This is a genomic window from Cellvibrio sp. UBA7671 (genome assembly GCA_002483145.1).
GTDB lineage: Bacteria > Pseudomonadota > Gammaproteobacteria > Pseudomonadales > Cellvibrionaceae > Cellvibrio > Cellvibrio fibrivorans.
The window spans coordinates 1-13,124 of the sequence record DLHJ01000001.1 but is presented as its reverse complement, the minus strand read 5'-3'; the positions used below and the strand labels follow the sequence as shown (position 1 = coordinate 13,124).

Sequence of the window (13,124 nt, the reverse complement as noted above, 5' to 3'; positions counted from 1 at the left end):
TGATATAGGCTTGCTGTCTTGAGCAGAGCCTATGGCATGGGCTTATACGGTTGCGCCAATCTAGGTACAATTCACCGTCGAATATTATTCTAGCGCGCTATGTCTGGTGCGATCTGTGCTTAACCAACAATAACGATGCCCAATCAGGGTTAATAGAGGAGCAGCGCGTGAAGCCACTTAAACAACACACTATTTGGGGATTGCGCGGCAGCTTTATTTTGGCCGCGACTGGCTCCGCTGTGGGGTTGGGTAATATCTGGAAGTTTCCCTATATCACCGGTGAGAACGGCGGCGGTGCCTTTGTATTGATGTATTTGTTCTGTATCGCACTGATTGGTATTCCAATCATGATGGCGGAGATTTTAATGGGCCGCCGAGCGCGCGCCAACCCGATTATGGCAACGGCTGAACTCTGCGAGCACGCCGGAGCTAGCAAGGGCTGGACGACTATAGGTTGGATGGGGGTGCTGGCAGGGCTGCTGATTTTATCCTTCTACTCGGTGATTGCGGGCTGGACCCTCGAGTATGCACTGGCGGCTTTGGATGGAAAATTTGCCGGGCTGACGGGTGAGACATCGCAAGCCCTGTTCGATGGTTTGCTTGCCGACAGCGATCTGATGCTGCAGTGGCACTCATTATTTATCGCGATGACTATCGCGGTACTGGCGCTCGGCGTTACGCGTGGCCTTGAGTCGGCCGTGCGCTGGATGATGCCCTTGCTGTTTGTGCTGTTGCTGATCCTGTTGGGTTACGCCATTAAAGAAGGTGAGTTTGTCACCTCGCTGCGTTTTATGTTCAGTTTTAAACTGGAGGATTTGTCCTGGGAGGGCGCGCAGATTGCCATGGGTCACTCCTTCTTTACCCTCAGCCTGGGTATGGGCGCGATCATGGCCTACGGCGCTTATATGCCGAGCAGCCAATCGGTGGGCAAGACGGTAGTGATAGTCGCGATCCTGGATACCCTCGTGGCCTTGGTCGCCGGTGTCGCTATCTTTGCCTTTGTGTTTGCCACCCCCGGTATTAGTCCCGGCGCCGGGCCCGGCTTGATGTTTGTGACCTTGCCAGTCGCCTTTGGCAATATGGGCGCAGGTCTGATAATCGGTTCGGTATTTTTTGTGATGGTGATTCTGGCGGCCTGGACATCAACTATTTCGCTGCTGGAACCCGGTGTCGCCTACTTGAATGAGCGTTTTGGGCTGCACCGGATTTTCGCGAGCCTATTGCTGGGGACGATTTCCTGGTTTATCGGTCTGGGCTCAGTCTATTCATTTAATGATTGGTCGGAGCTGCAGTTTTTATGGGGCAAGAATTATTTTGACAGCATGGACTTTATCGCTACCAATATTATGCTGCCGCTCGGCGGAGTATTGATCGCGCTGTTTACCGGCTGGAAACTGCGCGATGAGATTATCCTGCACGATTTAAAATTTGAATCCGCCCTGGTGTTTCGCCTCTGGCGCCCGGTGCTGAAATTTATTTCGCCCATCGCGGTGTTGGTAATTTTGTACAACGGGATTTTTCCCGTATTGCGTGCGGTGTTGGTAGAGTAAATCGTGGTGGAGTAAAAAGTGGCTCATCGGGTAGAGAGATCGGCGTTGGTGAATTATTCCGCGTCACAAATGTTTGAGTTGATCAACGATATTGAAGCCTATCCGCAATTTATGGATGGCTGTGTTGGGGCGACAATTTTGGCGCGTGGCGATGATTGGCTAGAGGCGCGCCTGGAGCTGAGTAAAGCGGGTGTAAGCCAGAGTTTTGTCACGCGCAACCAGTTGCAGCCGCCCCACAGCATGAGCATGAATCTGGTCGATGGCCCGTTTAAGTACTTGCGCGGCGTCTGGCGTTTTACACCCTTGGGCGAGCAGGCGTGCAAGGTGACTTTTGAGTTGGAATTTGAATTGCAAAACCGTCTCTTGGGTATGGCGGTGGGCAAGTTGTTTGAAGGGGTGAGCAATAAACAAGTAGATGCGCTCTGTGCGCGCGCCAAGCAGGTTTACCAGTAATTCTTTTTGTAGTTTATTTTCGATTTCTTTTATTTTGATGGACAGACAGCATGGCCGATTTTGATCTTATCCGGGTAGAAGTGGCTTACGCCTTGCCGCACAAACAAAAAATTATCGCACTTTTGGTTGAGCCGGGTACCACGGCGTTGAGTGCGGTACAGCGCTCCAAAATTGCCGATCACTTTCCTGATCTGGATATTGCCACTGCCAAGATGGGTATTTTTGGACAGTCTCTGGGTACCAAGGGTATGGACAGCGCCGATAAGCATGTCCTGCATGCCGGTGACCGCGTCGAGATCTATCGCCCGCTCGCCTCTGACCCGAAAGACGCACGGCGCAAACGGGCGGAAAAAGCCGATAGCGCTAAACCTGACGCTGCACTTAACGAAACAGATAATTCTGCTACTGATTAATCCCTCCTCCATCTCTCTCCTTGTGTGTTCCCCCGGTTGATCAGTTGATCAACCGGATAGCCGACCTGCTCCGTTAAAAATTTGCACTACACTGGGGTAATACTGCGTCTTTGCTGGTGCCCGGCAGTCGCTATAACAACATGCTTGAGAGACTTCATGTCGCTGAATTACAAACGCCTTTACCGCTGGCTGCCCTGGCTTTCTGCTCTGGGTTTAGCGGCTGTATTTGTGTTGTTTATGTTGGCCGATCTACGTGTTCATCAGCAGGTATGGCATGAGCGCCTGAGCTGGAATACCCAAACCCAAAAAAACCATCTGGAAACCTCGGGACGCGACCTGACCCAACAGGCCATGTTATTGGCGCAGCTGATTGGTGGCGATCATCAGGTTATCGACAAATTGCGCGGGGCGCATCAGGTATTTGTTGCCGAAGAGGGCACTAGTGGTGCCGAACATTTGCGTCAGCTCAGGCAGGAACTGCGAGTGCATCTACACGATTACTGGAGTGGGATGGAAGCGCTGGGCGTGCGGCAATTGAGTGTGTATTTTGCCCCGGGTGCGGTGAATTTTTTGCGCATGCATCGCCCCGATCGCTACGGTGACAGTTTAAGCGGTTTGCGCCCGCTCATCACTAATGCCTTTACTTCCGGTGTGCCCACCTGGGGTGTTGATGTCGCCCGTCAGGGGAGTGGTTATCGGGCCATTCTGCCGGTCACTGCCAAGGCTGATAAAACCGGTGGAGTGATTGCAGTGCTGGAAGTGGGTATGTCATCGCTGCCACAGAAGACTGAAGAATTGCAGTCAGACATTCAGATGGCGGTATTTCTGCGCAAGGCGGCGGTTGAGCAAATACTCTGGGAGCAGACCCGGCAGGAGCTCAACCAGCAGAACCCGACCACGGTGGATGACTGGCGTCTGGAGGACACGACTGACCCGCAACTCCATAACTGGTGGAGCCGGGGCATGATCCCTATCAACCAGCAGGGGCAATTGCTGCACAACGAAGGTAGGACTTACGTCGCCTCCTGGTGGCCGCTGCAGCAGTCGGGGCTGCCAGTGCAGCAATCGGGTTTGGCGATGCTGGTTTGGAACGACATCACCCCGGCCTATGAAGATTATTTATCTATCCGCCAGCGGGTGATCGCCAAGTGGATGACGGCACTGGTGTGCGCACTTTTGCTGCTGATGGCTTTCATCCGCTTCAATCGCCGGTATTTGCGCAGCCTGGTGGAGCAGCACGGCGAACAGCTGCGCGGAGAGCACGCGGTCAGTGAGCAGGCGCGTCAGCGTTTGGCTCTGGCGCTGCGCTCCAGTGACTCGGGCTTTTGGGAGTGGGACATAGCGAACGACAAAGCCCGCTTCTCACCCGAATGGCGGCAACTATGCGGCATTGGGCCCGAGTCGCCCAACTCGCTTGATCTGGACGAGTGGATGAGCCGCGTCCACCCCGCCGACAAACGTATGAGTTACAGCGACATTATTCGCCATATAAAAGGCGAAACGCCCATGTACGAAAATGAATACCGGCTCAAAATCCACGATGGCAGCTACAAGTGGATTCTCACCCGCGGCAAAGTAGTGGAGTGGACTGAGAGTGGCAAAGCGGCGCTGATGTTGGGGGTCTACACCGATATTACCGAGCGCAAAAATACCGAGCTGATCAGTATTCGCCAGCAGGCTGCGCTCCACTCGCTCAATGAAATTGCCTCGCTCTCAGCCGTTGACCCGGATGAACAATTGCGTCGTGCACTCAGTTTAGGCGCGCGCTATCTGGGATTGAGCAACGCCATCATCAGCCAGATTAACGGCGATGAATTTCGTATCCATGTGCAGTTTTCCGCTCAGGGGCAGCGCGATGCTCCGCTCGTCAGCCCGCTTGCTAAAACCTACTGTAGCCTCACGGTAAACCAGCAGGATGTAGTGGCGGAAGATGATATTCCGGCGAGCAACTTTCGCCAGCACCCCGCGTATCTGTTGACCCAAGTTGAGACTTATATAGGTGCCCCTTTGTGGGTGGGTGGTAAGATTTACGGCACCCTCTGCTTCAACTCGCGCAAAACCCGCCATCACCAGTACGATGCACTCGACAAGGACTTTGTGCGCCTGCTGGCGCGCTGGATCAGTTCGGTGGTTGAACGCTGGCAACAGGATGCCGAGAAAAAAGACATTTTGCAGCGCTTCCAAAAACTCAGCGAGCGCTTGCCCGGCTTCCTCTACCAATTCCAGCTGCGCCCCGATGGCAGTTCATTTTTTCCCTACGCCAGCCCCGGGATCAAAAACATTTACGACGTGAGCCCGGACGATGTGGCGATATCGGCGAATAAAGTCTTTGGCGTGATTCATCCGGATGATGTGGGCTGGGTGGGCGAAAGCGTCTCCTATTCCGCCGCCCACCTCACGCCCTGGGTGGCTACTGTGCGCATTAACCATCCACAGCGCGGCATGATTTGGACACACATAGAATCGATCCCGGAAAAACTGGAAGACGGCAGCGTACTCTGGCATGGCTATGTCTCCGACATCACACCGCTTAAACAAACGGAATCGCAGTTGAAGGAAACCAACTCACTGCGCAAAGCGATCCTTGATGCTGCCAGTGTGGCGATAATTTCAACCGACCCCACCGGCACGATCAAAACCTTCAATCATGGTGCGGAGATGATGTTGGGCTATAGCGCTGACGACATCATTGATAAACAAACGCCTGCGCTTATCCATCTGTCCGATGAGGTTATCGCCCGCGCGCAGCATTTGACGTGTGAGTTGGGTTATGAAGTCAAACCCGGGTTTGATGTGTTTATCGCCAAGGCGCGCGAGGGCAGCGACGATGAAAACGAATGGCACTATGTGCGCAAAGATGGCAGCCAATTTCCGGTGCTGCTGACGGTGTCGGCGCTGCGCGATGCGGAGGGGGAGATTACCGGCTACTTGGGGATTGCGCGCGATATCAGCGAAATAAAACGCATTGATCAAATGAAAAATGAATTTATTTCCACCGTCAGCCATGAGCTGCGTACACCGCTGACCGCGATCAGCGGCGCATTGGGGATTTTAGTGAATGGCCTCGCGGGAACTTTACCCGACTCGTCGGCGCGTATGATCCAGATTGCGCACAATAATTCGCAGCGCTTGATCCATCTGGTCAATGATTTGCTCGATATGGAAAAATTGGTTGCGGGCAAAATGCATTTTGATATTCAACAACAAATGTTACTGCCGCTGATCCGGCAAAGTATCGAATCCAATGCGGCTTTTGCCCAGCAATACGGCGTCACTTATAAATTACTACCCGGCAGCGATGTAAAAGTATCTGTCGATCATCAGCGCTTGTTGCAAGTGCTTGCCAATTATTTGTCCAACGCTGCGAAATTTTCACCGCTCAATGATGTGGTGACTATCCAGCTGGATATTCACTTCGGCAGCGTGCGTGTCACCGTCACCGATAAAGGCCCTGGTGTGCCCGATAATTTCCGATCGCGCCTGTTTCAAAAATTCTCCCAAGCCGATTCATCGGATACCCGTCAAAAAGGCGGAACCGGTTTGGGGCTTGCGATCTGCAAAGAAATTATTGAACGCATGGGCGGGGCGGTGGGGGTGGAATCCACACCAGGCAAAGGCGCCAGTTTTTATTTTGATTTACCCTGCGAAGATACAACGCAAAAAATTCCATCCACACGTCTGGATCCGCAAAAAATAAAACCGCACTTACTGGTAGTGGAAGATGATGCTGAAACTGCCGAGGTGTTAGTTACGGCACTATCTGCACAAAAATACGATGTCGATTGCGCTACGACCGGGCAGTCGGCGTTGGAGCATTTACAATTGCGCGATTACGATTTGGTCACACTCGATTTGCAGCTGCCGGATATGAATGGGATTGCGATAGTGGAGCACATTCGCCAGCAGGAATCCCATCAGCGCACGGGCGCGAAAAAATTGCCGATTATTATTATCACCGGAGCGATTGATGAGGGTAAGAAAAGCCAGCCGCCACTTCATTCGAGTAGCGACATTTTCTGGTTACAAAAGCCGTTGATTAGTGGGCAGCTCGAGCAAATCATTGCCCGCGCTTTAGAGAAAAAAACATTAAGTTCTGAAGGAGAGGTGCAATGAAAGCGCCGCTACCCAATAACGAAAAAGAGCGGCTCGCCCATTTGTATCGGCTCGATATTCTGGATACCCGACGCGAGCAGAGTTTTGATGCAATCGCACAGTTGGCGATGAATTTGTGCGAGGTTCCTATTGCTGTAGTGTCCCTTGTGGATAGTGACCGCCAATGGTTTAAGAGCTGTCTTGGTTTGGACGCAATGGAAACACCGCGCGACGTGGCATTTTGTGCTCATGCCATTTTGCGCCCCGATGATGTATTGGTTGTTGAGGACGCAACACTTGATCCTCGTTTTAGTGACAATTCCTTGGTGTTGGGGGAGCCGTATATACGTTTTTATGCTGGCGCTCCACTGGTTACGGAATCGGGCAATGCACTGGGAACGCTGTGCGTTATCGATTACGTGCCGCGCCAATTGAGTCCCATTCAATTAAGCTCCCTTCAGCTACTCGCTGGCCAAGTCATGCAACTGCTTCGTTTTCGCGAGAGCAACATGGCTTTGGAGCGCGAGCGGGAAAATTTGGACTTGGTTATTCAGGGTACCAATATTGGTACCTGGCAGTGGAATGTACAAACGGGTGAAACGATATTTAACGAGCGTTGGGCTGAGATTGTCGGTTACACCCTTGCCGAGTTAATACCGGTTTCCATTGATACGTGGCTAGATCTGGCGCACCCGGAGGATCTAAAAAAATCCGGCGAACTTATTGAGCAGCATTTGCGCGGCGAGTTGGAGTTTTACGATTGTAAATGCCGTATGCGCCATAAAGATGGTTACTGGGTATGGGTTCATGATCGCGGGCGCGTGTCGCGCCGGGATGACAACGGGAACCCCCTGTGGATGTCTGGCACGCATGCGGATATCAGTGAACTACAGTCTTCACAGCAACAATTGCGTAATAGCGAAGAGCGGCTGCAAAGCATGTTGAGCAACTTCCCTGGTGCCGCCTACCGTTGTGAGAACGATCCTGACTGGACAATGTTGTATCTGAGTGCTGCCGTAAAACAGCTGACGGGTTACAGTGCCACTGAATTTACACGTTCTGATTCACCGCGCAGTTTCACCGAATTAACGCATCCGGATGATGTACCATGGATAGCAGAGAGAGTCGGTGCTGCGCTCTCTGCCAAAGAGCCATTTGAGCTGTTATTTCGCCTACGTCATGCTGACGGCCATTGGTTATGGGTGCAGGAACTGGGGCGGGGAATTTACGATGAAAGTGGCCATTTAAAATATATCGATGGCTTTATTTGGGATGTAACCCAAGCGGAGATGGCGAATAAAGCTATTAAGTTAAACGAGCAAAAATTATCTACACTCTACAATCAGGCGTCCATTGGTATCGCATTAAATGCTGTCGATGGTGGCCGCTATCTGGAGTGCAATCCCGAGTTGTGTCGCCTCACCGGCTACACAGAAGCCGAACTAATAGCGATTAGTTATTGGGATTTAACCCCCGCGCACTATCAACTCCAGGAGTACCAGCAACTTGAGAGTTTACATGTCAGTGGCCGTTACGGTCCCTACGAAAAAGAATACCGGCATCGCGATGGACACCTGATTCCGGTATTACTAAATGGAGTGCTGATAGAAGGGCCTGATGGTGAGCGGAAAATTTGGTCTTTCATTCAAGATATCACTGAGCGTAAACGTATAGATCAGATGAAGAATGAGTTTGTGTCTGCAGTTAGCCATGAACTGCGTACCCCGCTTACTTCGATCGCAGGCTCACTCGCGCTAGTGACGAGTGGGGCTTTGGGTGAGATACCTGACAAGATACAGAGCATGCTTGGGATAGCCCACAAAAATGCCAAGCGCCTGACATTGCTAATCAATGATTTGCTCGATATGGAAAAAATCCTCGCGGGGAAAATGGAGTTCGACCTTCATGAGCAATCACTGTTATCAATTTTAGAGGCCTCGCTTGAAAGCAATAAAGCCTATGCCGATTCTTACGACATCACGTTAGTGTTGCAATTAGAAGTGAATGACTTGCGCGCGCGGGTTGATGCTCAACGCTTGCAGCAAGTGTTGACCAATTTTATATCCAACGCCGTAAAGTTTTCTCCCAAAGAAGGGCAGGTGGAAATTCGCCTGTCGCAACAGGGCGATCAGGCTGTAATCGAAGTGGTGGATCATGGCCCCGGTATCAGTGATGAGTTTCGCTCACGCATCTTTCAAAAGTTTTCGCAGGCAGACTCTTCTGATTCTCGTCAGCGAGGTGGGACTGGCTTGGGGCTGTCCATCAGCAAGGCTTTCGTTGAGCGAATGAATGGCAATATTGGATTTGAATCAGAACCCGGTCAGGGCGCCACTTTTTTTGCGCGTTTTCCAATCGTGAATACGATCGGGTAGCAACACAAAAACCCATGTTAACTACATTAATCAGGTAACTTTAATGGATCATGAATTAACCCGCATTTTGTACGTTGAAGATGACCCGGATATTCAGGCCATCGCCGTAATGGTATTGGAAACTATCAATGGATTTACACTCGAAGCCTGCAACTGCGGCAGCGATGCCTTGGCGAAAGCTGTGCAGTTCAAACCTGACTTGGTATTGCTGGATGTGATGATGCCGGGGATGGATGGCCCGGAAACGCTTAAGGGGTTGCGCGCGTTTCCCGAATTGGCGACGACACCGGTAGTATTTATGACCGCGAAGGTGCAGCCGCAGGAAGTGGAGGGTTATCTCAATTTGGGAGCGGTAGGCGTTATCGCCAAACCTTTTGACCCTATGACGCTGGCGCAGGAGCTGCGCGATATCTGGTTAAGACAATAGAGGGCGGGCAACACAGTGATTTTCTAACTAATGCCCGACCACAGCATATCGAGATTTTTAAAGCCCCAGTCGTCGGGCGATTCGCGCCCGATAATTTTTTCTTTACCCACCAGTTTGGCCAGATCCAGTGTTTCCTGGATGATCGGCATTTTGGTTTTGGCCGAGTAAAACACTTTTACACGCGGGCTGAGCAGCGATGTTTCATGCTGCTCTACAACGACCGCGAGCCGCCCGCTTTCCAGGCGCACCAGTGAACCTGTGGGGTAAATACCTACGGTTTTGACGAAAGCCTGGAATACAGCTTCATCAAAATGCCCCTTGCTCCACTCGGCCATTTTGCGAATTGAATCGGCGGGTGCCCAACCTTTTTTGTAAGGCCGATTGGATGTAATTGCATCATAGACATCGCAGACCGCACCCATTTTGGCATAGAGGCTGATGGTCTCGCCCTTGAGTCCGTGTGGGTAGCCGGTGCCGTCCATTTTTTCATGGTGATGCAGGCAGACGTCCAGCACCATAGGGCTGACCTGATAGCTTTCAATTAAAATTTTGGCGCCCACTTCCGGGTGCGATTTCACAATAGCGAATTCACTGTCGGTAAGTTTGCCCGGCTTGTTAAGCACTTTCATAGGAATGCCGACTTTGCCAATATCGTGCAACAGTCCGGCGAAACCGGCTTCGCGCACCATTTCCTCTTCAAGGTTTAATTGGCGTGCAAGGGCAATCATCAGCGCACACACCGCAACCGAGTGCATATAAGTATATTCATCGGCAGTTTTCAGCCGCGCCAAGCTGATCAATGCGTGCGGTTGGCGCATAACGGAATTGGAAATCTCTTCTACCAATGCTTTTGCTTGCTCGATTTGAATCGCTTTGCCCATGCGGGCATCGCTAAACATTTCAATCACAGCTTCTTTGGCTTTGGCGCAGAGTTTGGCGGCAGTTTGTATTTCATCTTCAAGCGATATTTTTTCTCTGCCCTGGGTGTTTTCCGCCTCAAGCAATACCGCTTCGGTTTCTTGTGCGACTTCTTCTTCTGTTTTTCCTGGGACTGCTTTATCTAAATCGGCACCCTGGGTGACATCAATCCACAGCTCTTTAATCCCACTGGCCTGAATTGCCTGCAGGTCTTTTTCGTCGGTGAGCAAAAACTTGGTTTTCCAAAAGGGATGCTCCATCCAGGAACCGCAAAATTCACAAATGAACATGCCGAGCTGGATATCTTTGACTGCGATTCGTTTGAGCATGTGGTTCCAAATAGCTGACAGCGGAGATAGGGGTTAAGTCTGTTCTGGTGAGTATAGACGGGGATTTTTTGTCGGGCGGAGCGAGGCGGTAATAAATTTTTTGTGGTGCAAAAAAGCGCGTTGGCGTTATTCCATTTGATTGGCCAAACGCCGGATTCACACCTATTATTCACACTAGACTGCGGAAAATCCCGGTATGGTAGATGCCGAAAGGTCTTGCGCAAAAACGACAATAAAATTTCCCCTGTCTCCCAGGCATCGGTTACCCATGGATAAAAATGCTGAAATTGCGCTAAAACTTCAGGCATTACGCGACGATTATGCGGCGCGCTTACCTGCCGAAATCCAGTCGTTGCGAGATCTGGTTAGCGACTTGGCGCAGCCCGAATTCCAGCGCGATGCACTCGAGAAACTCAATCAGAAATTGCACAAACTGGCGGGTTCGGCAGGCAGTTTTGGTTTTCCCGACCTCGGCAAACAAGCAAAGAAACTGGAGCTGCAAACACAGACATGGCTGGCGGCTAATCAGTTGGATATGGGTATGTTGCGCGTCTTTGCGGTTGCCGTTGCCGCACTGGATGGGCAGGCACAGGGCGATAGCGCCAAAAAGATTCCACTGGTATCGCAAAGTGCCCCGTTGAAGACCAATACCCTGATTTACGTGCTAGAAGACGACCCTGATGTCGCCGACGAAGTTTGCATGACCCTGCGTCACTTCGGTCATCAAGTCGTGCACTTTTCCACTATCGCCGCTGCCGAGGTTGAAGTACTGCGACGCCCGCCGGATTTTATGATCTGCGACATTGTGTTCACTGAAGAGGGGCGTGAAACCCCTGAGGCGGTCGCGATTTTACAGCAGAATTTACCCACGCCTGTGCCGGTGATTTTTGTGTCTACCCGCACGGATTTTGAGGCTTATCACGCGGCCGTGCGCGCGGGTGCGGTGGGTTATTTTGTGAAGCCGCTGGATATCATCCGCTTGGTCGACTGCTTTGAATACTATCTCGATCGCCATCGTAGCGCGCCTTACAGGGTATTGATTATCGATGATGACATGGCGCTGGCCGAGCACTATAAATTGGTGCTGAACTCCGCCGATATCCGTGCCGAGGTGAGCAATAACCCCAATGAAATTTTTGAGGTGTTGCAGGATTTTCACCCGGAACTCATTTTGCTTGACATCAACATGCCCGGCTGCAACGGCATTGAATTGGCACAGGTCATTCGTCTCAATCAGGATTGGCTGCGCGTCCCTATCACCTACCTGTCTTCGGAACAGGATGTGGAGAAGCGCGCCGTGGCCATGGGGCGCGCGGGCGATGATTTTTTAAGTAAGCCACTGGGCGATCGTGAACTTATCACTGCTGTGTCCGTGCGAGCAGCGCGCAGCCGCCAGTTGAGTGATGCTCTGGACCGTGACAGCCTGACTGGCCTGTTGAAACATTCGCGCATTAAAGAACAGGTGGATGCCGAGTTAAGCCGTGCCGTGCGCAGCGAAGAAAATTTAAGTGTGGTGATGCTTGATCTCGACCACTTCAAGCAAGTCAATGATACCTACGGCCATCCGGCGGGCGACAAGGTGATCAAGGCAATTGCACATCTATTGCGCCAGCGCTTGCGCAAAACCGATGCGGTGGGGCGCTATGGAGGCGAGGAATTTGTCGCAGTGTTGCCGCGCTGCAGCCGTGAAGAGGCGCAAGTGTTGATGGAAGATGTGCGCCAGCGTCTGCGCGATATCAGTTTTACGGTTGACCAGCGCACCTTTAATGTCACGCTCAGTGCGGGTATCGCCGCTTATCGGCCGGGCGTAGAGCGCGCTGAACAATTGCTGCAAGAGGCTGATGCGGCGCTCTATCGCGCCAAAGCTGAGGGACGCAACCGCATCTGCCTGAGTCGATAATCGCCACTGTGAAAACAGTGTGATCAAAAATAAAACGCCCGGATTGACCGGGCGTTGTTATTAACCGAGAGTGCTTTTTGCGATTATTCGAGCTCTTCCGGATCAGGTACTTCCGGTGGTGTGCTGTCTTCAGTAGGCACAGGTACATCGCGGTTCATATCATCCAGATATTTCTCCGATTTCTCTCCTGTAAGTGGAGCTTTACCCGGCAAGTAATCGCCCTCTGTTTTTACCAACTTGTCGTTTTCAAAATAGACAGTGTAAAGGTATTGAGTGATCCCACCCTGTGACCCACGACGTACACTGTAAGGATAATCCCAACGGTCATCATTAAATGTATCGGGCAGTAAGGTGTTGCCGAGTACAAAGCGTACCTGCCGTTTGGACATGCCCAGCTTTAGTTGCTCTACCATCTCTTGCGTGATGATGTGACCCTGTTGAATACCGACTTTATAAACACCGGGAAAGCGGAAGCTGGAGCAAGCGGTGAGGCTGGAGACTAAGACCACGGCCAGAAAAACACGGCTGGCTAATTTCATACAAGGGCTTCCACTAACGAAAATGAACGCGGATAATACCCGAACCACAGGAACACTGAGAAGGGTTTGGGGGAAATAATGGCAGACGGTAACCACGAACTGCGCAAAGCGGGTCTTAAAGTGACCTTGCC

The 13,124-nt window shown here is 51.6% G+C and carries 9 protein-coding genes; 7 read left to right on the top strand and 2 right to left on the bottom strand.

The features are described 5' to 3' along the window. Positions 1–167: 167 nt before the first annotated feature. The 6 genes from B4E62_RS00045 (at position 168) to B4E62_RS00020 (ending at position 9,307) form a co-directional block, all read left to right on the top strand. On the top strand, positions 168–1,550 hold the full coding sequence (locus tag B4E62_RS00045) for a sodium-dependent transporter (RefSeq protein WP_331350588.1): 1,383 nt from the start codon (positions 168–170) through the stop codon (positions 1,548–1,550). Positions 1,551–1,568: 18 nt separating this feature from the next. After that, positions 1,569–2,003, top strand: coding sequence for a type II toxin-antitoxin system RatA family toxin (locus B4E62_RS00040; RefSeq protein WP_310074612.1), 435 nt, complete (start codon positions 1,569–1,571; stop codon positions 2,001–2,003). Between the two features lie 50 nt (positions 2,004–2,053). Continuing rightward, on the top strand, positions 2,054–2,416 hold the full coding sequence (locus B4E62_RS00035) for an RnfH family protein (RefSeq protein WP_310074610.1): 363 nt from the start codon (positions 2,054–2,056) through the stop codon (positions 2,414–2,416). A gap of 156 nt (positions 2,417–2,572) precedes the next feature. After that, the gene (locus B4E62_RS00030) at positions 2,573–6,529 is read left to right on the top strand and encodes a PAS domain S-box protein (protein WP_331350587.1); all 3,957 of its coding nucleotides are present in this window, start codon (positions 2,573–2,575) and stop codon (positions 6,527–6,529) included. Next, a complete protein-coding gene (locus B4E62_RS00025) occupies positions 6,526–8,880 on the top strand; it encodes a PAS domain-containing protein (RefSeq protein ID WP_331350586.1) in 2,355 nt (784 codons plus the stop codon). The genes B4E62_RS00030 and B4E62_RS00025 overlap by 4 nt, the downstream gene beginning before the upstream one ends. Positions 8,881–8,923: 43 nt before the next feature. After that, positions 8,924–9,307, top strand: coding sequence for a response regulator (locus B4E62_RS00020; RefSeq protein WP_310074604.1), 384 nt, complete (start codon positions 8,924–8,926; stop codon positions 9,305–9,307). Positions 9,308–9,330: 23 nt separating this feature from the next. On the opposite strand, the gene B4E62_RS00015 is transcribed toward B4E62_RS00020, so the two are convergent. Next, positions 9,331–10,554, bottom strand: coding sequence for an HD-GYP domain-containing protein (locus B4E62_RS00015; protein ID WP_310074603.1), 1,224 nt, complete (start codon positions 10,552–10,554; stop codon positions 9,331–9,333). 268 nt (positions 10,555–10,822) lie between these two features. On the opposite strand from B4E62_RS00015, the gene B4E62_RS00010 reads away from it, so the two are divergent. After that, entirely contained in the window at positions 10,823–12,454 is a 1,632-nt protein-coding gene (locus B4E62_RS00010) for a diguanylate cyclase (protein ID WP_331350585.1), read from the top strand. An 83-nt stretch (positions 12,455–12,537) separates the two neighbouring features. Here the strand turns inward: B4E62_RS00010 and B4E62_RS00005 are convergent, their stop codons facing one another. Beyond that, the gene (locus B4E62_RS00005; RefSeq protein ID WP_331350584.1) at positions 12,538–12,993 is read right to left on the bottom strand and encodes an outer membrane protein assembly factor BamE; all 456 of its coding nucleotides are present in this window, start codon (positions 12,991–12,993) and stop codon (positions 12,538–12,540) included. Positions 12,994–13,124: the final 131 nt, after the last annotated feature.